The sequence below is a fragment of the Stappia sp. ICDLI1TA098 genome (assembly GCF_054880955.1).
Window position 1 is genome coordinate 1998209 of the sequence record NZ_JBTZBT010000001.1, and the last position, 22350, is coordinate 2020558.

Here is a 22350-nt window from a genome sequence, read left to right on the forward strand (position 1 = left end):
GGGGAAATTATCTATAATTTCATGACCAGCCAAACCGAAGAAACCCAGGCAGCGCGGATCGCGAGGATCCTGGCAGACCGCATCATCTCAGGCCTCCTAGAGCCCGGCGCACGACTGCGGCAGGACCACATCGCCGAGGAGTTCGGCGCCAGCCACGTCCCCGTGAGAGAGGCGTTCCGCCAACTCGAATCACAAGGGCTGGCCGAGAGCCTCCCCCGACGCGGCGTGCGCGTGACCACATTCGACATGGCCGAACTGCGCGAAGTCGCCGAAATGCGGGCAGCACTCGAAGCCCTCGCCCTCCGGCATGCTGCTCCGCACCTGACGAGGACCATCTTCGAGCAAGCGGAAGAAGCGACGCGCGCCGCCGACCAGGCAACCAACGTGCGCGATTGGGAAGCGGCGAACCGGCGATTCCATCGAACCATTCTCGCCCCCTGCGACATGCCCCGCCTGATGAAGACCATCGACGACCTGCACGCGGCAAGCGCACGCTTCCTCTTTGCCGCATGGCGCTCGGACTGGGAAACGCGCACCGACCACGAACACCGCTCGATCCTGAACGCCTTGAAAAAGGGGCAGATCGACACCGCCTGCACAACGCTGGCACGCCACGTAAGCTGGATCGGGCGCCGGCCTGTACGCACAAAAAATGGAGACATCAGAGAAGCTTATGCGATTTCCGGATAATTATCTATAATATCATTGCAAGACGGCACCTCCAGATACTTAATTATAGATAGATTCGCATTCTATCTATGAAGGAGCATGCATGTCGTCACACATCCGCACGGCCCCCGCCACCACCGAGCTCTGGCGCAGCGTTACCGTCGTCCTTGCGGCAGCGGCACTTATCACCCTCAGCGCGAAGATTCAGATCCCGTTCTGGCCCGTGCCGATGACCCTGCACACACTGGCGGTCCTGCTTGTCGCGACCGCGCTCGGCCCCCGCGTCGGACTGGCGGCGATGATGGTCCATCTCGGCGCGGGGGCGATGGGGTTGCCGGTCTTTTCCGGGTCGCCGGAACGCGGCATCGGCCTCGCCTATATGGCGGGCCCGACGGGCGGCTATCTCGCCGGGTATCTCGCGGCCGCCGGCCTCACCGGCTGGCTCGCCCGCGGATGCGGGACCGCAGGGCGCATCGCGGCGATGCTCACCGGCCTTGCCGTCATCTACGCGCTCGGCCTCGCCTGGCTCAGGCTTTATGTTCCGGCAGGCGGGTTACTGGCGGCGGGCTTTACGCCATTCGTTCTCGGCGACCTGATGAAGATCGCGCTGGCCGCAGCGCTTCTTTCAGGACGTGACCGGCTTCACCGGAGCCGGGCACGATGAGCGGCACCAGGCTCCGCACCGACTGGACGATGGACGAGGCGCGGGCGATCCACGCCCGCCCCCTGCCCGACCTGCTATACGCGGCTCAGAGCGTTCACCGCAGCCATTTCGACCCGCTGGCAATCGAAACGGCAAGCCTTCTCAGCATCAAGACCGGAGGGTGTCCGGAGGATTGCGGCTATTGCTCGCAAAGCGCTCATCACGACACCGGCGTCAAGGCGACAAAGCTCATGGACACCGAGGATGTTCTCGCCGCAGCTCGGCGGGCGAAGGCAGCGGGAGCGCAGCGATTCTGCATGGGAGCTGCCTGGCGCAGCCCGAAAGACCGCGACATGGATGCGCTGTGCGACATGGTTGCCGGCGTTCGCGAGCTCGGGCTCGAAACCTGCATGACGCTCGGCATGCTTTCGCCCGCTCAGGTGGCGCGCCTGAAGACGTCGGGGCTGGATTTCTACAACCACAACATCGATACCTCTCCCGACTATTACCCGGAAATCGCCACCACCCGGAGCATGGGCGACCGGCTGGAAACGCTGGCGCATGTGCGCAAGGGCGGCCTGAAGGTCTGTTGCGGCGGCATTCTCGGCATGGGCGAGAACGAAGACGACCGCATCTCCATGCTGGTCACCCTTGCGACACTGCCCGCTCACCCGCAGAGCGTGCCCATCAACCTGTGGAACGAGATCGGCAACACGCCGGTCGCCGCCCGCGCCCAGCCTGTCGACCCGTTCGCGCTGGTGCGCACGGTGGCGCTTGCGCGCGTTCTCATGCCGCAAAGCGTCGTCCGCCTCTCGGCCGGACGCAGCCGCATGAGCGACGAGCTTCAGGCGCTCTGCTTCCTTGCCGGAGCGAATTCGATTTTCGTTGGCGACGTGTTGTTGACCACGGAGAACCCGGCCGCCTGGAAGGACGCCGATCTGCTGCAACGGCTCGGCATGCATATCGCACCGGCGGCGCCACGCTGCGCGGCACAGGCTGCGGAATAGCTGTGGTGGCGCGGCTTGTTTCAGGCCGCGCGGTCGCGCGACGCAATGCCCTGCATCAACACCGAGATCCCGCAAACGATGTGGTAGAAGGAGCTTGCTGGAGCTGGCTCGGCCACGAACGTGCCATCCGCCTCGTATTTGTCGAGCCAGAGACCGTCGCTCACCCCCTCGACGAAACGCTCGAGCGCGGCAACGCCATCGAGCGCGCTCGACAGATAATAGGCCCGCTCAACACCGCTCGACCAGTCGGCCAGCTCAATTGCCGCCTTGATCCACTCCGTCTGCGCCCAAAGGCGCGCCACCGGCTGGCGCGGCGAGAAATCGGCGTTTATCTCCAGAACCGCGACCTTGCGCGTCGGGCAGATGCCCCGATCGAGACCAAGGGCAAAGAGACGGCGCGCGGCAATTGCCGCATCGGCGCGCCCGCGCAACCGCGCCCAGCGGAGCGCCAGCCAGGCCCACTCGAACTGGTGACCTGGCTCGATCTGACGACCGCTATCGTCGGGCATGATTTGCCAGTCGTGATCGAAGAACTCGTGCAGCACCCCGGTCGACCCATCGATCAGGCGCGACAGGGCGAGTTCCATGATTTCGTCCGACAGCGTGCTCCACACCTCACCGCCGCCAACCTCCTCCCAGGCAAGAGCGGCCTCCAGCAGGTGCATGTGCGGGTTCGCACGCAGTGGCTCGACGGGCGGAACCGCCTCCTCGAAACCTGCCTGCGGATGACGATAGGTTTCTTCCAGGCGCGCAAGGCAGGTACGGGCGACAGTCTCGAACCGCGCCCGCTGCTCGGGAAAGGCGCGCGCGGCGTTGGCCAGGCTGAACAGTCCGAAGGCCTGATTGTAGAGATCGAACGCGGGGTCGAGGACCTTCCCGTCCGGCGCGACCAGATCCGCGAAGCTGTCGTCCGGCAACACGAAAGACGCCAGATACCAGTCAAGCGCCTGCAAGGCGGCGGCCCGCCATGGACCGTCCCAGCCGAGCCGCCCTCCCTCGAGAACAGAATAGATCTGGCGAGGCTGCACGCGGCCGCGACGCGGCTTGTCGACAAGACCGGCTCCGTCGAGAGAAATGGCCTCGATGAACGCTCCCGACGCCGGATCGCGTCCTGCCTGCGTCCACAGCGGCAGTGCTTTGGTGAAAAGCCAGTCGCGCCAGCGCTCGGCCGCCGTCTCGAGGTCGGCAAGAAGCATGGTCTCGCTGCGCATCGGTACCCTCCGGGCTCGGTATCGCTTTCCGCCGGCGCCAAATGGCGAGCGACCGTCCAGGGCCGGACGCTCCGAGCCGGGCACCAAAGGGTTGTTCCCCATCCTCGCGCGCAGTGCAAGGATGAAGTGTCCGGCGCGGGAACTCACCCGCGCCGGAAGCCTTACTGCTGGCCGGAGCGATGCGCCCATCCGGTCATGCGCATCTCGAGCCATGCCATGATCGCGTACATGGCGATGCCGAGCACGGCGAGTGCCATCAGACCGGCCCAGACCAGCGGCACGTTGAATTGAGACTGTGCGGCGAGCATCATGTGGCCGAGGCCGGCGTTGGCGGCGACCGTCTCCGAGATGACCGACCCGACGAAGGCGAGCGTGATCGCCACCTTGAGAGAGCCGAAGAAATAGGGCATCGAGCGCGGGATACCGACCTTGAGCATGATGTCCATCTTCTTGGCGCCGAGCGCACGCAGGACGTCCTCCATCTCCGGCTCGATCGTGGCCAGACCCGTTGCGACATTCACCACGATGGGGAAAAATGCGATCAAGAAGGCGGTGAGCACCGCCGGCACCGTGCCGATGCCGAACCAGATCACAAGGATCGGCACAACCGCGACCTTCGGCACCGAGTTGAACCCGATCATCAGCGGATAGAGGCCGGCATAGATCGCCCGGCTCCAGCCGATGGCGAGCCCGAGCGCCAGACCGCCAACGACCGCAAGCAGAAAGCCGAGGGTCGTGGTGAAGAGCGTCTGCAGCGAATCCTTCCAGATCACCGGCCAGTACCTGACGGTGGCCACCCAGATATCACTCGGCGCGGGCAGGATGAAGATGGCGATGCCGAACAGGCGCACCGCAAACTCCCATAGCAGGAAGAGGCCAATGGTCCAAAGCCAGGGAGCGGCCCTCAGCCAGGTGTTTTCGCTGATCATGCGGCTGCCCTCGCCTGCGCGATATGACCGCGCAACTCGTGCACGATGTCGTTGAAATCCGCCTCATAGATCAGGTCGATGGGCCGGGGCCTGGGAAAGTCGACCTGCTGCTCGACGATCAGCTTGCCCGGACGCGCGCTCATGACGAAGACGCGGTTGGCGAGGAACACCGCCTCGCGCAAATCATGGGTGACAAGAATCACCGTGAAGCCTTTCTCCGCATGCAGGTCGCGGATCACCTGCCACAGTTCCTCGCGGGTGAAGGCATCCAGCGCTCCGAAGGGCTCATCGAGCATCAGCAACTGCGGTTCATGAACGAGCGCCCGGCAGAGATTGGCCCGCTGCTGCATACCGCCGGAGAGCTGCCAGGGATATTTCTCCCCGAAGCCCTTGAGCCCGACCATCTCCAGCAGTCCCTCCGCCCTCTCAACATAGGCGGCACGTTCGGCGGAGAGCCGCCGGCGGTGCGGCTCGACGATCTCAAGCGGCAGCATGACGTTCTGCAAGGTTGTCCGCCAGGGCAGCATCGAGGGATTCTGGAAGGCCATGCCGGCGACGGAGACCGGGCCGTTCACCTCACGACCTGCAACCTCCACCGTGCCGGCCTGGGGACGGATCAGGCCGGTCGCCAGTTTCATCAAGGTGGACTTGCCGCAGCCGGAAGGGCCGACGACGGCGGCGAATTCGCCCTTCTGCACGGCCATTGTCAGGCCGTCGAGAGCAAGTGTTCCATCTCCACCCGGCCCATAGGCAAGGCGGATGTCGCGAAGATCAACGAAACCGGTCAAGGCGCGCCCCCGAAGCGTTGAGGAAAGGATGACACGACCCCTTGCCGGCCCCCGTGGGCCAGCAAGGGGCTTCTCTAGAGGGGCTTACTTGACCATCCGCTCCTCGACCGGCGGCAGGAAGGACGCATCGAAGACACGCTCAGGGGCCGGCGGCGTGTCGCTCACACCCATGGAGATCTTCAGGAATTCCATCGACTTGGCGAGCTTGTCCATGTCGACGCCGCCAAAGCCGTTGGCCTTGACCGCGGGCGTCGCGATGGAGCCGTCCACGGCCATCTGCAGCCGCTCGACCTCGGTCGCCTCGTCGAGCACGCCGTTGCGCTCAAGCACATGCGGGATGGCGGCGGCGGGATCGGCGATGGCGTCGAGATAGCCACGCACCAGCGCGCGGACCACGCCCTTGACCGCGTCCGGGTGTTCCTTGGCGAAGTCGGTGTTGACCATCACGACGTTGCCGTAGATGTCGAGCCCGTGCTCGGGCATCAGGATCGTGGAGATGTCGTCCGCCGGAATGCCCTGGGCCTTGAGGTTCAGGACGGATGAAAAGGAGTAACCGAAGATCGCATCGACCTGCCCCTGCGCGAGCATGGGCTCACGGACAGGAAAGCCGACGTTCTCGATGGTGATCGTCGAGGTATCGAGACCGGCGACCTCGGCGAAGGCCGGCCACTGGCCGAAGGCGGCGTCCGGCGGCGGAGCGCCGAGCGTCTTGCCTTCAAGCGACTTCGGGTCTCCCGTCACGCCTTGGCTGACACGGCCGATGATGGCGATCGGCGGGCGCTCGTAGGCCATCATCACGGCCTTGACCTTGAGGTCCGGCTGCTCGTCGATGAGCTTGATCAAGGCGTTGATGTCGCCGAAGCCCATCTGGTAGGCGCCGGTCGCAACGCGCGGGATCGACTCGCGCGAGCCCGCTCCGGTGTCGATGGTGACGTTGACGCCTTCCTGGGCGAAATAGCCCTTATCCAGCGCGATGAAAAAGGGCGCGGCCGGCCCCTCGAACTTCCAGTCAAGTGTGAACTTTACGTCCGTCTCGGCCATCGCCGCCGGAGCCGCAAGGCTGAACGCGAGCGCAAATGAAAGCAGTCGACGCATGATTTTCCCCACTGGCTTCTTGTCTTTCGCCAGTGAGACTGCCTTGCACATGCTCAAGGATCAAGCACTTTCAATCCGCGCTCATTACTTGGGCAAGAGACGGCTCGAGACGCAGCAAACGGCTGTTTTGCGTGCAAAACGGTCACGAAGAAACAAGATTGCAGCGAAAAACCTTACAATCCCAAATACCTGATGACATCGGCCGCGAGTTGCTCGGCAGAGCGGGAAACCGTATCGAGCACGAGTTCGGCCTCCTCGGGCGCCTCGTAGGGACTGTCGATGCCGGTGAAATCCCGGATCTCGCCGGCGCGCGCCTTGCGATAGAGCCCCTTTGGATCGCGCGTCTCGGCAACCGCGAGCGGCGTGTCGACATGGATCTCGACGAACTCGCCGTCACTGAACAGATCGCGGGCCATCTTCCGGTCCGAGCGGAACGGCGAGATGAAGGACACCAGCACAATCAGACCAGCCTCGGTGAAGAGCTTCGCGACCTCGCCGACCCGCCGGATATTCTCGACCCGATCCTCCTCGGAGAAGCCGAGATCCCGATTGAGCCCATGCCGGACATTGTCGCCATCGAGCAGGAAGGTCAGACGGCCGCGCTCGTGGAGCTTCTGCTCGACCAGATTGGCAACCGTCGACTTGCCCGCGCCCGACAATCCCGTGAACCAGAGCACCCGCGGCGTCTGGCCGGCAAGTTCGGCGCGCGCCGCCCGGTCCACATCGAAGGCCTGACGGTGGATGTTGTCCGCCTTGCGCAGGCTGCGCCAGATCATCCCCGCTCCGACCGTCTGGTTGGAGAGCGGATCGATGAGGACAAAGGCCCCCATGTCGCGGCTGACCTCATAAGGGTCGAAGGCAACCGGTGCGGCAAGTGACAGCTCGCAAAAGCCGATCTCGTTGAGCGACAGGCTATCGGCCGGATCCTCCTTCAGCGTGTTGACATCGATCCCGTGGACGATGCGGGTCACCCGCGCCGAGGTCGCCCGCCTGCCCGCCTTGAGGACATAACGGCGGCCGGGCATCAGCGGCTCGTCGCCCATCCAGATGACATGCGCGCCAAGCCGATCCGCCACCTCCGGCCGCAAGTCCGGCGGGCACAGCACATCGCCGCGCGAAACGTCGATCTCCTCGGCGAAGGTGAGCGTCACCGCGTCGCCCGCGACAGCTTCCTCCAGGTCGCCCCCCATGGCGGCGATGCGCGAGACGGTGGCCATGCGCCCGGAGCCGGCCACGGCAACGCTGTCACCAGGACGGACAGAGCCGCTGACAATGGTGCCGGCATAACCGCGAAAATCCAGATTGGGCCGGTTCACCCACTGAACCGGCATCCGGAACGGGCCCGAGGCTGCATCGGCGTTGACTTCGACATTCTCCAGATGCCCCAGCAGCGAAGGCCCCTCGTACCACGGCATGGCCATGCTCGGCGCGGAGACGTTGTCACCTGTCAGGGCGGACATGGGGATCACCTGCAGGCTCTCGAAGCCAAAGCCACCGGCGAAGGCCCGGTATTCGGTCGCGATCGTATCGAAGACTTCCGCAGAATTGCCGACGAGATCCATCTTGTTTACCGCCACCACGACATGGCGAATGCCAAGCAGGGACACGATGAAGGAATGGCGCCGGGTCTGCTGCAGGACGCCCTTGCGCGCATCGATCAGGATGATCGCCAGATCCGAGGTCGATGCACCGGTCGCCATGTTGCGCGTGTACTGTTCATGCCCGGGCGTGTCGGCGACGATGAACTTGCGCGCCTCGGTGGCGAAGAACCGGTAGGCGACATCGATGGTGATGCCCTGCTCGCGCTCCGCTTCCAGCCCGTCGACGAGAAGGGCGAGATCGAGCGCGTCGCCCTGGGTCCCGAACTTGCGGGAATCGCGCGACAGGGCCGCGACCTGGTCCTCGAAGACGCGCTTGGTGTCGTGCAGCAAGCGCCCGATCAAAGTCGACTTCCCGTCATCGACACTGCCGCATGTCAGAAAGCGCAAGAGCCCTTTCTGATCGTGATCGGCAAGAAGATCGACGCCTGTCCGCGCCTGCGGCGGAACGAGCGGAGCATCCGCCGACGAAGACGTGGCGGGCACGGCCTGGGTCATGACTGTCATCCTCAGAAATAGCCTTCGCGCTTCTTCTTTTCCATCGACGCGGCGTCGTCATGGTCGATCAACCGGCCCGAGCGCTCGGAGGTGCGGGCAATCAGCATCTCGGTGACAATGTCGTCGAGCGTGTCGGCATTGGATTCGATGGCCGAGGTCAGCGGATAGCAACCGAGCGTACGAAACCGCACGCGCCGCATCTCCGGCGTCTCATCCGGGCGCAGCGGCAAGCGGTCGTCATCGACCATGATGAGCTGGCCATCGCGGTGCACGACCGGTCGCTCCGCGGCGAAATACAGGGGAACGATGGGAATGCTCTCGGCGCGGATGTACTGCCAGATGTCGAGCTCGGTCCAGTTGGAGAGCGGGAAGACCCGCAGGCTTTCGCCCGCCTTGACCCTCGTGTTGAAGATCGACCACAGCTCGGGGCGCTGGTTCTTCGGGTCCCAGCCGTGCGCGGCGTTGCGGAACGAGAACACACGCTCCTTCGAGCGTGACTTCTCCTCGTCCCGGCGCGCGCCGCCGAAGGCCGCATCGAAGCCGTGCGTGTCGAGCGCCTGCTTCAGCGCCTCGGTCTTCATCACCTGGGTGTAGTAGGAGGAGCCGTGGTCAAAGGGGTTCACCCCCTCTTGCTTCCCCTGCAGGTTGGTGTGGGTGATAAGCTCCATCCCGGCCTCCGCCGCCATGCGGTCGCGGAACCTGATCATCTCTCGGAACTTCCAGGTCGTGTCGACGTGCAGCAGCGGAAAGGGCGGTGGCGCCGGGTAGAACGCCTTGCGCGCAAGGTGGAGCATGACGCTCGAGTCCTTGCCGATCGAGTAGAGCATCACCGGGTGGGACATCTCGGCCACGACTTCACGGATGATCTCGATCGACTCCGCCTCGAGACGATGCAGCTGGCTCTTTCTGTTGGACACGGCACGCTCCTCGCGACTTGAGGCCGGCCGGCGCGATGGCGCGCGAGAGGTCCGGCAATCAATGTCTTCACGAGATAAGCGTCGCCAGGGGGAAGCACGAGAAACAGGATTGCCGACAAAGGGCAGACGTTAAAAAATCTCGGTCGAAGGCGACCTCACGATGGCGTGGAGGACCGGCAAAGGTCGGCGGCGCGCGCGAGAAGCGCCGGATCGCCACCGGCCAGGAACCCCGGGTTGGCAAAATCGGCGAGGCCTTCCCGCCCGCGCTTGCCATAGAGGAAGGCGCCGCCGTCCAGGCCGACGACCTGGCCGCCGGCGGCGGCAAGCACCGCATGGCCCGCGGCCGTATCCCACTCCATCGTCCGCCCGAAGCGGGGATAGAAATCCGCCTCACCGCGCGCGACGAGGCAGAACTTCAACGAGGACCCGATGCTGATGCAGCCGCCAATGGGCAGCGCCTCGAGCAGGCTGTCCGTCTCGGGGTCGGAATGAGAACGGCTGGCCAGGGCGACCGGCGCCTGCGGAGCAGCGATGCGGGCATGGATCGCACGCCAGTCGCCGGCGACAACCTCAAAGGAGCCCTCCCCGCGCGCGCCGACGAAAAGCGCGCCGGTGACAGGGGCGAAGACCGCGCCTAGAACAGGGATCCCGTCTTCGATCAGGGCGATATTGACGGTGAACTCACCGCGCCCGGAGACAAACTCCCGGGTTCCGTCGAGCGGATCGACCAGGAAGAAGCGGCGCGCGACGACGGGGTCGTCGCCCGCGGCCATCGCCTCTTCCGCCACGATGCAGATATCTGGAAAATCACGGGACAAGCCGTCGAGAATGACCGCTTCCGCGCGTCGGTCGGCCTCCGTCACAGGGCTTTCGTCTGCCTTGCGTTCGACCTCGACACCATTTCTGAACAGCGGGAGGATCACCTCGCCGGCTGCCACGCACAGATCGGCGAGGCGTTTCATGTCCTGCGTGACGGCCATGCCGTTCCCCCTCGCGTTCCGCGCCCGCTGTCTCAGCGACCCGCTGGCTTGCCGATCCCCTGATAGTCGAGACCCGCGTCGATGACGTCGCCAGCCTGCCAGATGTTGCGCATGTCGATGATCTCACGCCCGCGCATGCGCCTGGCAAGATCCTTCAGCGACAGGCCCCGATAGACGTTCCACTCGGTCACGACCGCAAGCACGTCGACGCCATCGGCGACGTCATACGGATTGTCGCGCCATTCGAGACCCGGCAACAACGGCTCCGCCTGAACACGGGCCTCCGGATCGTGGGCAACGACCTCGACGCCTGCAGCCTGGAGCTCGGGCACGATGACCAGCGACGGTGCGTCGCGAACGTCGTCCGTGTTGGGCTTGAAGGCGATGCCGAGAATGCCGACCCGCTTGCCTTTCGGCTCGGGTCCCAGGGCAGCAAGAACGCGCTGCGCCATCTCGTGCTTGCGGCTCTCGTTGACGGAAATAGTCGTCTCGACGAGGCGCAGCGGCGTGCCGTGCCGCTGTCCGGTGGCGGCGAGCGCGGTGGTATCCTTGGGGAAACACGATCCGCCGAAGCCCGGCCCGGCATGCAGGAACTTGCCGCCGATGCGCTTGTCGAGACCGATGCCGCTTGCCACCTTCTGCACATCCGCGCCGACCTGCTCGCACAGATTGGCAATCTCGTTGATGAAGGTGATCTTGAGCGCCAGGAAGGCATTTGCGGCGTATTTCGTCAGCTCCGCATTCTCCAGCGTCGACACCAGAACCGGCGTCTCGCGCAGGTAGAGCGGACGATAGAGACGCCGCATCGCCGTCTCGGCGTGCTCGTCCTCGGCTCCGACGACGACCCGGTCCGGGCGCATGAAGTCCTCGATTGCCGATCCCTCGCGCAGGAACTCCGGGTTGGAGGCGATGGAGAAATCGACGCCCGGGCGCTCCTCGCGGATGATCTCGGCCACCTTTCGGCAGGTGCCGACGACAACGGTCGACTTGATGACCACCACCGTGCCGGGGTTCATCGCGGCAGCGATCTGGCGGGCAGCGGCGAAAACATAGGTGAGATCCGCCTCGCCGTCTCCGCGACGCGAGGGTGTTCCGACGGCGACGAACACGACGTCCGCCGCCTTGACGGCCGCATCGAAATCCGTGGTGAAGGCAAGACGACCGGCCGAGAGGTTCCGCTCGATCATCGCATCGAGGCCGGGCTCATAGATCGGCACCTCACCGCCATTCAGCCGCTCGATCTTGCCCGCGTCGATGTCGACACAGGTCACGTCGAATCCGAATTCCGAGAAGCAGACACCCGACACCAGTCCGACATAGCCGGTGCCAATCATCGCGATACGCATGCGAGCTCCTGTGTCCTGTCAGGAAACCTGAGCGGATGCCCTTGCATCCGGTCCCGAGCCCTCCCTCCAGCAGGAGCCCGCGCCACCGGCTTCGGAAGATCGCTCAAGACCTTCGGAGCGCCCGGAAAACCGCCAGATTGTCACGGGTCCGTCACACGGCGCAGGCTGCGCGCCAGCGAGGCCCGACGCCTGCGTTCCTGTTCGCTTGCCACCCGTTTGTCAACCCGCTAATACGAGCCGGGAGGGCGAAAGCATCGCCAGCGCGCGTCTCCTGCGGGGGTCGGAAGACACGAGGGGAGAAGGGCTTGGCCGTTCTGATCACTGGCGGCGCCGGTTACATCGGCAGCCACATGGCGTGGCGGTTGCTGGACGCCGGCGAGGAGGTGATCATCCTCGACAATCTGAGCACGGGACATGCCTGGTCGATCCCGGGCCGGGCCGTCTTCGTGAAAGGCGACGCAGGCTCGACGGAGGCCTTCGCCGAGGCCCGGGCGTCTGCTCCAATCGATGCCGTGATTCACTTCGCCGGGTCGGTCGTGGTGCCGGAATCCATCGCCGAGCCGCTGAAGTACTACCGCAACAACACCTGCACCACGCTCGGACTTCTCGAAAACTGCCTCGCCGCCGGCGTCGAGACCTTCATCTTTTCGTCAACGGCCGCCGTCTATGCGGATCCAGGCGGTGAACTCGTTGGAGAGGACGCAGCCCTGCTGCCGGCAACGCCCTATGGGCGCTCGAAGCTGATGATCGAAGAGATCCTGGCCGACGTTTCCGCCGCGAGCGGGCTGCACCACGCGATCCTGCGCTACTTCAACGTCGCGGGAGCCGATCCGGCCGGGCGCACCGGCCACTCCACACGCGGCGCGACGCATCTTCTGAAGGTTGCCTGCGAGGCGGCCCTCGGGAAACGGAACGGCATGGCCGTCTTCGGCACCGACTATCCCACGCGGGACGGCACGGCCGAACGCGATTTCATCCATGTGAGCGACCTTGTCGAGGCCCACTATCTAGCCTTGCAAAAGCTGCGCGCCGCACGGGAGAACTTCACACTGAATTGCGGCTATGGCCGAGGCTATTCGGTGCTGGAAATGATCGCCGCCGTGAAAGCCGAATCGGGCACTGACTTCCCGGTCGCCCTCGAAGGCCGCAGGGAGGGCGATCTCGCCCGCGTCGTGGCCGACAGCACGGCAATTCGCACCGCTCTCGCATGGCGTCCCGCGTATGATGACCTTGCCGGAATCGCGAGACATGCCCTCGCCTGGGAGCGTCACCTGATGAGCAGGAATGCGACGGAAAGTCACTCGGGTGAGTGATAGGCCTCCGTATTTAACGCAAGGTCACATTCTCGACGTTTTGAGACGGACCATCTCTGTTATAGTGGCGGGGTCTAGGATAGAAGGTCTGTGGAAACGCTCGAATCTTCCGCGACGGCGATGTGGCGCAGGTCACGCAACAAGTTGCATTATGGGCGGGGCCTCTCTGTGAAGCCGTATCCTCCCATGCCCGGAACCAACATCTGAAAAAGCCGCGTCCTACCGGGCGGCGCAAAAGAAGATCGACTGAATGCCACTACGCGCGCATAGCACCATCATTTCCGGATACGCCGCCCGCCTGCCTGGCGCCAGCACGGCAGATGCCTTCTGGTCTCTGCTCGACGAAGGGCGGTGCAGCGTCACCCGGATCGGTGCCGACAGGTTCGATACGGCAGCCTTCCACCACCCTCGTCCGGGCACGCCCGGCCGCAGCTTCACGTTCGCTGCAGGACAGGTGGAGGATGTTTACGGATTCGATGCCGCGTTCTTCGGGATCTCGCCACGCGAGGCGGCTCAGATCGATCCGCAGCAGCGGCTCCTCCTTCAGGTGGTTTGGGAAGCAATCGAGACCTCGGGCCTGCGCGCTTCCGACCTCGCCGGCACAAAGACCGGCGTCTATGTGGGCGCGTCCGCACTCGATTATCACCAGCGGCTGTTGTTCGACCTGCCGGCCACCGACATGCAGACGATGACGGGCAACACCCTCTCCATCGTCTCGAATCGCATTTCCTATTTCTTCGACCTGACCGGACCGAGCTTTACCGTCGACACCGCCTGCTCGTCCTCGATGGTGGCGCTGCATCAGGCCGTCAGCGCCATCGAAACAGGGCAGATCGATACCGCCATCGTCGCCGGCGTCAACCTGCTGCTGAGCCCCTTCTCCTTCATTGGCTTCGCGCGCGCCTCCATGCTGTCGCCGCAGGGTCTGTGCCGCGCTTTCGACGCCTCGGGAGACGGGTATGTCCGCTCGGAAGGCGCTGTCGCGCTGGTTCTCCAGCGCGAGGGAACCTTGTCGCCGGACCGGGCGCGGGCGCGCATCGTCGCCACCGGCACGAATTCGGACGGGCGCACGACCGGCCTGTCGCTTCCTTCCTCGCGGGCTCAGGCAGATCTTCTGTCCTCGATCTACAATGACCTCGATCTTTCGCCCGACGACCTGGCCTTCATCGAGGCGCATGGCACGGGCACGCAGGTCGGCGACCCCGCCGAGGCGAATGCCCTTGGCTCCGTAATCGGCCAGCGCCGCCGCACGGCCCTTCCCATCGGCTCGGTGAAGACGAACGTCGGCCACCTTGAGCCGGTGTCCGGGCTCGTCGGCGTGCTGAAGTCGATCCTGGCGCTGAAGCACGACCGGCTGCCGCGCTCGCTGCATTTCGACACGCCCAATCCGCACATCGATTTCGACGGGCTCAACCTGCAGGTCGCCGCCAATGCACTTGCACTCCCTCCCCGGGGCGAGCGGCCAAGGCTTGCGGGCATCAACTCCTTCGGCTTCGGCGGCACGAACGCCCATGCGGTGATCGCGGATATGGATGGCGCGCCGGAAGCGCCGGCCTCGAGTGTTCGCGACAACGCTCCTCTCGTCATTTCGGCGCGCTCTGAGGCCGCCCTGAAGGCGCTTGCCGGTCGTTTCGCCGAGCGTCTGGAGCAGGATCTTTCGGCAAGCGGAACACTCATCGACGCCTCCGCGCGGCTGCGGGACATCCATGAGCACCGGCTGGTTGTTCTTGGTGCGAGCGCTGAAAAGATCGACGCGCTACAGGCTTTCGCGCGCGACGAGAGCCATGCGCTGGCCGTGGCCGGGCGCGCCGGCACGCGGATGCGTGGCGTCGCCTTCGCGTTTTCCGGCAATGGCGCGCAGTGGGTCGGAATGGGCCGGAGCGCCTTCAACGACGATGCGCCGTTCGCCACCGCCTTCAAGGAAGTCGACGACCACTTCACGCCCCTTTCGGGCTGGTCGCTCGCAACCATGCTGTTCTCTCCCACGCTCGACACGGAAATCGAGCGCACGGAAGTGGCGCAGCCGCTTCTCTTCGCCATCCAGGTCGCTCTCGTCGCCGCCCTGTCGCATCGCGGCATAGAGCCAGACGCGGTGCTCGGCCACAGTGTCGGCGAGGTGGCAGCCGCCTGGTGTTCGGGCATGCTCGACCTGGAAACGGCGACGCGCGTCATCCACGCCCGTTCGACGCAGCAGGAAATGGTGCGCGACCTCGGCGGCATGGCGGCATTGCTGTTGGCGGAAGACGAGGCGCGCGCGGCACTTGCCGGGTCGTCGCTGCCGGGGCTGGAGATCTCCGCGATCAATTCGCCGCGCAGCGTCACGATCTCGGGTCCAACGGACAGCATCGATGCCTTCGCCCGCATCGCCCGCAAGAACCGATGGGCGGTGCGCAAGCTCAATATCGCCTATCCGTTCCACAGCGCGCTGGTCGACCCCATCGAGGCACCCCTGCGCGCCGCCCTCGCACAGGTGCAGTTGCACGACGCGCGCATCCCCTTCTTCTCCTCGGTCGACACCGACGGCGGAACCATCGCGCCTGACGCGGTCTATTGGTGGAGGAACGTGCGCCAGCCCGTCCGCTTCGCCGATGCAACGCGCCGGCTTGGCGAGGCAGGAATCGACCTGGTTGTCGAAATCGGCCCGAAGCCGATCCTCTCTACCTATCTTCGCGACACGCTGCGCACCGAGGGGCATTCCGCCATCGTGGTCGGAACACTCGACCAGCCGCGCACGGCCGAAGGCCCTTGCGAGACGATCGACGCCATAGCCGCCCGCATTGTCGCCCATGGCGCGCCGGCCGATCTCGACCGCTTCGTCGGCCCGACCGGGTCCCATCTGCCGGACCTGCCCTCCTATCCCTGGCAACCGGTGACATGCCGGGTCGAACCGACAGACGAGCGCATCGCCGGGTGTCCTCGCGTCTCGCCGCTTCTTGGAAAGCGCCTGCGCCCCGAGAGCGCCGAATGGTTCAACGTCATCGATGCGGAGCTGTTTCCTTTCCTGGCCGATCACAAGGTCGAGGATACGGTGGTGTTCCCGGCAGCGGGCTATCTGGAGATGGCGCTCTCTGCTGCGCTCGACTGGAGCGACAGCACGCGCGTCGAGCTGTGCAATGTCGAGATCCTGCGCCCGCTGGTGCTCGATGCAGGCAAGAGCCAGGAAACGCTGGTGCGGCTTTCGCCCGATGACCGGGTGATCGAGATCCTGGCGCGCCCGCGTTTGTCGGGCGGCGATTGGTCGCTCTTCGTGAAATGCGACTACCGCACGCTTGCTGATGATGGCAACGCCCCCGTGCCGCCGCAGGAGATCACCGAAGACGGCACCATCGACCACGCCCGCCTCTACGAGCTGACGCAAGCCCATGGCCTCGGCTATGGCCCGGCGTTTCGCCGTGCAACGGGCGTGCGGTTGCTCGGGCCCGGCAGGGCGCGCATCGACCTCGAGCCGCTGCTGGACCGGCCGGAAGGCGAGCCACCCTTCTCGCTCGACCCCATGCTTGCGGATGCCGGCTTCCACGGGCTCTTCGCGCTGCTCGCGGCCGAGTCCGGAGCCGCCCCCGAACAGGGCTTTCTGCCCGTCCGCATCGGACGCCTGGAGTTGATGCGCACCGACGCGGCGCCCGTCCGGGCGGAGATCGCCATAGAACGGGCAAGCGCGCGCTCGATCCTTGCCAGTTTCGATTATTTCGATGCCGACGACCGATGGGTTGCAAGGATCCGCTCGGCGCGCTTCAAGGCCGTGCGGTTTCATCTCGCAGACGAGGAAACGGATGCCCTCGTCTATCGGCTGGAAGCAAAGCTTCTCGCGCCGTTGTCGGGCTTGCGCCTGTCGCCCGACGCGCCGTCGCCAATGCCCGATATTGCCGCGCTGGCCGCATCTCTCGATCTCCTTGCCACCGATGACGCGGCAGAAGAGCCTTCCGACGAGGCGCTCCTTCTCGACGCCCTCGCCCGCGCCGTCGCGCACCATGCGCTTTTCACGGTCCTCGGGGCCGGACCGGTGTCGACGGAGCAAGCCGTAGCCGAGGGAACGCTCGCGGCGAGCGCCCGTCCGCTCGCGGAGCGCCTGCTTCAGGAGCTTGCACAGCACGACCTTGCCCGTGCCGGAGAAGGCGACAGCACCGACTGGCGGCTGAGCGATCCGGCCGACGGCCTTGCCCCCCTGGCGCTCGTCGAGACGCTCGTTGCCGAAGCGGGCCGCCAGGTGGCCGAGACGACGATCCTTGCCCGCCTCCTCACGCTTCTGCCGCGCCTGCTGCGGGAAGGGTTGCCAGAAAGCGCGAATGCCGCGCTCTCGCCAGCCCTGCTCGAGGCCGTGCGCCGCGACGGATTGCGGGCGCGCGCGCTTGCCCGTGCCGCTCGCCGCCTGATGCTCGAACTGGTCGAAGCCTGGCCGAAAGATCGTCCGTTGCGGATACTCCTTGCCGGGGGGCATCATCCGCATGAGGCGGAGGCGTTGAGCCTCGCCCTTGATCCTGGCCGGAGCCGGCTTGTGGTGGCGGATGCAAGCGAGGCCGCACTTGCGCGCCTCAAGCGCAATTGGCGCGGCCGGCCCGATACGGAATTTACCGAGTTTGGCGACGCCCGCCTCGAGCGCGCCGGCCCCTTCGATGTTGCAATCGTGCTCGATGCGCTGTCCACGCTGACGCGGGAGACCCTGGCAGGCCTAGGCCACTTGCTGACGCATGACGGCCTTGTCGCGGCTTTCGAGCCGGTCGAAAGCCTGCGCGAAACGCTCCTGGCAGGCATAGGCTACGACTGGTGGCAAGGTCCCACGGGACGCCGTGCAAGGTCCCTTGCATCCCTGCTCGCCTCCGCGGGACTGCGCGAGGTCAGCGAAACCATCCTGTCCGGTACCGAGGAAAGCGCGGTCTTCGTGACCGCGAAAGCACCGCCGCACTCAGATGCAGGCCAGACGGCAAACGGCGGCGTCAGCAGCACGACGGGCGCGCTGGAACCGGACGCGGAGCTGTCCCGCCATCTCGTCCTTCTTTGCTCCCAAGGTGATCCTTCGCAGGCGGAACCGCTGCGTCTGGCGCTGGCCGCACGCGGCATCGCCGGCCACATCGCCATTCCAGGCACCTCGACCCGGCTCGTTGCCGGCGTCTGGCACATCGACGGCGACGACGCCTCCGCCTGGTCGCAGAATGCCGGGCTTGCCTCGGCTTCGGCCGACGGCGTCGTGCATCTGCCGGATACGCGGGTGTTTGACGACGCGTCGCTGCAGGTATCGCATCAGCTCTGGTCGATCATGCAGACATTGAAAGGCCGTAGCGGCAATGCCGGCCTGCATGTGATCGTCGCGCCGGGCGGAGCCGTGGCGGAGCGCTCGACCGGAGGCACGGACCCTGTCGCCGCCGGCATGTGGGCATTCGGCCGGGTGGTCATGAACGAGTACCCGGAGACGAACACGCGCCTTGTCGACCCGCAGCCGGATGATGCCACCGCCGTCGGCGCGGCGCGCCTTGCAGACGAGATCGCCGAAGCGCTCGAGCATCCCGGCGGAGAGCGCGAGATCGTACTGCGGATGGGGCAAAGGTTCGGCCTGCGCGCGCAGCGCGCGCCTGCTCTTCCTGACATCGAGGACGAAAGCCGCTCCCGGCCGCGCAAGGCTCGCCGCCTCGATATCACCCGCCAGGGCGCGCTTGATCGACTTGCATGGCAGACTGTCGACCTGCCGCCGCTTGCCGGCGACGAGGTCGAGATCGAGGTGGAGGCGAGCGGCCTCAATTTCCGTGACGTGATGTGGGCGCTCGGCCTGCTTCCCGAGGAAGCGCTGGAAGATGGCTTCGCCGGTCCGACGCTGGGAATGGAATGCTGCGGACGGATCATCGCGACAGGACCCAAGGCCACGCGCTTCAAGCCCGGAGAGCGGGTCATCGCCTTCGCCCCGGCCTGCTTCTCGAGCCATGTCACAGTCTCCGAGCGCGGCTGTGCGCCGGCTCCCGAGGGCACGCCGGCGGATGCGGCCGCGACCATCCCGGTGACCTTCCTGACAAGCTGGTACGCACTGGTGGAGCTGGCGCGCCTGCGCGCCGGCGAACGCGTGCTCATCCACGGCGGTGCAGGCGGCGTCGGCCTCGCGGCTATCCAGATCGCCCGCCACCTCGGCGCAACGGTGATCGCCACTGCCGGGTCTGCGGAAAAGCGGGCGCTTCTCGAGATGCTCGGCGCGGATCACGTTCTCGACAGCCGCTCGCTCGCGTTCTCCGACGAGGTCCTGCGTCTGACAGGTGGCGAGGGCATCGAGGTCGTGCTGAACTCGCTTTCGGGCGAGGCGATGGAACGCAGCCTCGAGGTGTTGAAGCCCTTCGGCCGGTTCCTCGAACTCGGCAAGCGTGACTACTACGAGAACAGCCGGCTGGGTCTGCGACCGTTCCGGCGCAACCTCAGCTACTTCGGCATCGATGCCGACCAGTTGCTGATCCATCAGCCAGAGCTTGCCGGACGCTTGCTCGATACACTCATGCAGCTCTTCGCCACCGGCACGCTGACGCCCCTTCCCTACCGTGTGTTCGAGGCGGATGCAGCCGTCGACGCCTTCCGGCTGATGCAGCAGGCAGGCCACATCGGCAAGATCGTCATCCGCCCTCCCCGGATAGCAAAGGCCGGTGCGCGCGCGCAGGAACATATCGCTCCGACCCGGCTTTCAGGCCTTCAGGTGGTTGCCGGCGGCTTCGGTGGCTTCGGCGCGGCGCTGGTGCGCCGGCTCGCGGACATGGGCGCGCAGCGGATCGCCGTGCTGTCGCGGCGCGGCAAGCCGGACGCGGAGACGGCCGGACTGTTCGCCGAGCTGGAAGAGCGGGGCGTGCGCGTCATAGCGTGCGCCTGCGACATCACCGACGAGACCGCCCTTGCCGCGACGCTTGAGACCCTGCGTGCCGAGGAAGGCCCGGTCACCGGCGTTTTTCATGCGGCGATGGTGATCAATGACGCTCTGATCGCCAACATGCAGCGTCACGAACTCGAGGCAACGCTGGCCCCGAAGATTCGCGGCGCGCAGCTGCTCGACAAGCTGACGCGAGGCGATCCCTTGCGTCATTTCGTGCTCTATTCGTCCGCTACGACCTTCATCGGAAATCCGGGCCAGGCGAACTACGTCGCCGCCAACGGCTATCTCGAGGGACTGGCGGCGTGTCGCCGGGCGGAAGGCCTGCCTGGGCTGGCGGTTGCCTGGGGCGCGATCTCGGATGCCGGTTATCTCACGCGCAACACCGACGTCGGCGACCTCCTGGCCCGCAAGCTCGGTCGTCACGCCCTTTCAGCCGATGAGGCCCTCGACGGACTGGCGCGGCTGATGGCGCTTTCCGAGGCGGAGATAGGCGATCCTGTCACCGCCTATGCGCGTATTGACTGGAAGGGTGCCCGTCGCGATCTCGCGCTTCTTTCGATGCCCTACGCGGAACGCCTCGGCATCGGAGCGGGTGATGAAGACGGTCCGGGCGGTGGCGGCGCGGTCGATCTCGCAGCCCTCGTTTCCGGACTCGACCGGGCCGGTGCGGTGGAAAAGATCGCAGCGCTTCTTGCCGTCGAGATCGGCCGCATTCTCAGGATCGCGGAAAACGAGATCGATGCGGCGCGCCCGCTTGCCGACATCGGCATGGATTCGCTGATGGCGCTTGAGCTGCGCATGGCGGCGGAGCGCCAGTTCGGCATCGACATTCCGCTGATGTCGCTTGCCAATGGCGCCACCCTTGCCGACATGGCCGGCCGCATCGCCGATCAGGCGATATCGGGCGAGACCAGTCCGGCGCTATCGGCAGAGGTGCGGGCCTCTGCGAGCCAGCACCTGGACGAGGCCTCGTTGACCGACCGCGCGGCGTTCGAGGACGTCGCGGCCCGCGTCGAGGAACGCACCAGCGGCGTCAAGTCGCTGCTATGATCCGCTCCGGCGAGCTGGCGACAACGCGGCCCGCAGTCCGGCCCAAGGAGACACCGTGAGCGATGACCTTCCAGCCGGCGCGAAGCCGGACCAGAGCAACCGCAAGGCGCTCGTAAAATCGCTTCGCGCCGGGCACAAGGCGGCACGCGAGCGTCGCCCCGAAGCCGGCGCACCCGCCGACGCCCCGTCGTTTGCCTCCGCGCCCGTACGCGCCTTCGACTTTTCCCAGTTGCCGCAGCTGCGCCAATTGCGCATGCACCGGGCGGCGGCCGACATGATCGGCCTGGAGAACCCGTTCTTCCGCTCTCACGACGGCATCGCCGGGCCAACGACGACGATCGACGGCGCGGTGCACGACAATTTCTCCTCCTACAACTACCTTGGGCTCAACGGGCACCCGGAAGTGCGCGCGGCCGCCGAAAAAGCGCTCACCGACTATGGCACCAGCGCCTCCGCGAGCCGTGTCGTCGCGGGCGAACGTCCGGTACACCGCGAACTCGAAAACGCGCTCGCCGAGCTTTATGGCACCGAGGATGCGGTCGTCATGGTGAGCGGGCACGCCACGAACGTGACCACCATCGGCCATCTGATGGGCAGCAACGACCTGGTCATTGTCGACGCGCTGATCCACAATTCGGTCAGCGAGGGCGCGCGCCTGTCCCATGCCACGCGCCTGACTTTCCCCCATGGCGACCTTGACGCCCTGGAAGCCATGCTCGTGCGTCACAGACACAAGTACGAGCATGTCCTGATCGTGGTCGAGGGCATCTACAGCATGGACGGAGATTTCCCGGACCTGCCGCGCCTGCTCTCTCTCAAGAGCAATTTCGACTGCTGGCTGATGGTCGACGAAGCCCATGCACTTGGGGTTCTCGGCAAGTCCGGGCGCGGACTGGCAGAGCATTTCGGCGTTGATCCGAATTCCGTCGAGATGTGGATGGGCACGCTGTCGAAGACGCTTGCCTCCTGCGGCGGCTATATCGCAGGCTCCAAGGCGCTTTGCGACTACCTGCGGGCGAGCGCGCCCGGGTTCGTGTTTTCCGTCGGCCTGTCGCCGGTTCTGGCGGCGGCGGCCACCGCCTGTTGCCGCATCATGATCCGCGAGCCGGAGCGCGTGGCGCGGCTTGCGGACAATGGCCGGCTCTTCCTGGAAAAGGCGCGCGCCGCTGGGCTCGATACCGGCCCCAGCGCCGGGCTCAGCGTCGTGCCGGTCATCGTCGGAGATTCCATCGGCGCCGCCGCGCTCTCGAACCGCCTTCTCAAGCGGGGGGTAAACGCGCTGCCGATCATCTTCCCCGCCGTTGCGGAGAAATCGGCGCGAATCCGCTTTTTCATCACCAGTGAACACACGCCTGAGCAGATTGAGCGCGCGGTTGCCGTCACCGCCGAAGAGCTCGCCGCGATCCGAGCCGACAACGTCGGCTTCGGCTCCCTCGTGGAGAGCGCCCGGCGCAAGGATTGACGCGTACCCCGG

Annotated in this window: 14 protein-coding genes; 6 read left to right on the top strand and 8 right to left on the bottom strand. The window is 65.8% G+C overall.

The features are described from left to right. Positions 1–21 precede the first annotated feature (21 nt). The 3 genes from ACSLUQ_RS09045 (at position 22) to bioB (ending at position 2319) form a co-directional block, all read left to right on the top strand. Complete coding sequence (locus tag ACSLUQ_RS09045; protein ID WP_461808487.1) at positions 22–690, top strand: GntR family transcriptional regulator; 669 nt, start codon at positions 22–24, stop codon at positions 688–690. An 82-nt stretch (positions 691–772) separates the two neighbouring features. Next, entirely contained in the window at positions 773–1333 is a 561-nt protein-coding gene (locus tag ACSLUQ_RS09050; RefSeq protein WP_417772590.1) for a biotin transporter BioY, read from the top strand. Next, positions 1330–2319 (top strand): biotin synthase BioB, encoded by a 990-nt coding sequence (bioB, locus tag ACSLUQ_RS09055; RefSeq protein ID WP_461808307.1) that lies wholly within the window; start codon positions 1330–1332, stop codon positions 2317–2319. Before ACSLUQ_RS09050 ends, bioB begins: the two co-directional genes overlap by 4 nt. Positions 2320–2339: 20 nt before the next feature. On the opposite strand, the gene ACSLUQ_RS09060 is transcribed toward bioB, so the two are convergent. From ACSLUQ_RS09060 to ACSLUQ_RS09095, 8 genes are all read right to left on the bottom strand, one after another. Continuing rightward, the gene (locus ACSLUQ_RS09060) at positions 2340–3530 is read right to left on the bottom strand and encodes an AGE family epimerase/isomerase (RefSeq protein WP_461808308.1); all 1191 of its coding nucleotides are present in this window, start codon (positions 3528–3530) and stop codon (positions 2340–2342) included. A gap of 161 nt (positions 3531–3691) precedes the next feature. After that, complete coding sequence (locus ACSLUQ_RS09065) at positions 3692–4459, bottom strand: ABC transporter permease (protein WP_417772587.1); 768 nt, start codon at positions 4457–4459, stop codon at positions 3692–3694. Next, complete coding sequence (locus tag ACSLUQ_RS09070) at positions 4456–5247, bottom strand: ABC transporter ATP-binding protein (protein ID WP_461808309.1); 792 nt, start codon at positions 5245–5247, stop codon at positions 4456–4458. The genes ACSLUQ_RS09065 and ACSLUQ_RS09070 overlap by 4 nt, the downstream gene beginning before the upstream one ends. Before the next feature lie 84 nt (positions 5248–5331). Further along, entirely contained in the window at positions 5332–6342 is a 1011-nt protein-coding gene (locus ACSLUQ_RS09075) for an ABC transporter substrate-binding protein (protein ID WP_417772585.1), read from the bottom strand. 173 nt (positions 6343–6515) lie between these two features. Further along, complete coding sequence (gene cysN / locus ACSLUQ_RS09080; RefSeq protein ID WP_461808310.1) at positions 6516–8438, bottom strand: sulfate adenylyltransferase subunit CysN; 1923 nt, start codon at positions 8436–8438, stop codon at positions 6516–6518. A gap of 11 nt (positions 8439–8449) precedes the next feature. Continuing rightward, positions 8450–9418, bottom strand: coding sequence for a sulfate adenylyltransferase subunit CysD (gene cysD, locus ACSLUQ_RS09085; RefSeq protein WP_461808488.1), 969 nt, complete (start codon positions 9416–9418; stop codon positions 8450–8452). Positions 9419–9510: 92 nt separating this feature from the next. Beyond that, the gene (cysQ, locus tag ACSLUQ_RS09090; protein WP_461808311.1) at positions 9511–10335 is read right to left on the bottom strand and encodes a 3'(2'),5'-bisphosphate nucleotidase CysQ; all 825 of its coding nucleotides are present in this window, start codon (positions 10333–10335) and stop codon (positions 9511–9513) included. A 32-nt stretch (positions 10336–10367) separates the two neighbouring features. Then, positions 10368–11681 carry a UDP-glucose dehydrogenase family protein gene (locus ACSLUQ_RS09095; RefSeq protein WP_417772582.1) on the bottom strand — a complete coding sequence of 438 codons (1314 nt, stop codon included), beginning with the start codon at positions 11679–11681 and terminating at the stop codon, positions 10368–10370. A gap of 305 nt (positions 11682–11986) precedes the next feature. Between ACSLUQ_RS09095 and galE the strand changes: the two genes are divergently transcribed. From galE to ACSLUQ_RS09110, 3 genes are all read left to right on the top strand, one after another. After that, positions 11987–12994, top strand: coding sequence for a UDP-glucose 4-epimerase GalE (gene galE / locus ACSLUQ_RS09100; protein WP_461808312.1), 1008 nt, complete (start codon positions 11987–11989; stop codon positions 12992–12994). A 250-nt stretch (positions 12995–13244) separates the two neighbouring features. Continuing rightward, positions 13245–20876 carry an SDR family NAD(P)-dependent oxidoreductase gene (locus ACSLUQ_RS09105; protein WP_461808313.1) on the top strand — a complete coding sequence of 2544 codons (7632 nt, stop codon included), beginning with the start codon at positions 13245–13247 and terminating at the stop codon, positions 20874–20876. Between the two features lie 55 nt (positions 20877–20931). Continuing rightward, positions 20932–22338, top strand: a complete 1407-nt coding sequence (locus ACSLUQ_RS09110) for an aminotransferase class I/II-fold pyridoxal phosphate-dependent enzyme (RefSeq protein WP_461808314.1) — start codon at positions 20932–20934, stop codon at positions 22336–22338. The last annotated feature ends 12 nt before the right edge of the window (positions 22339–22350 follow it).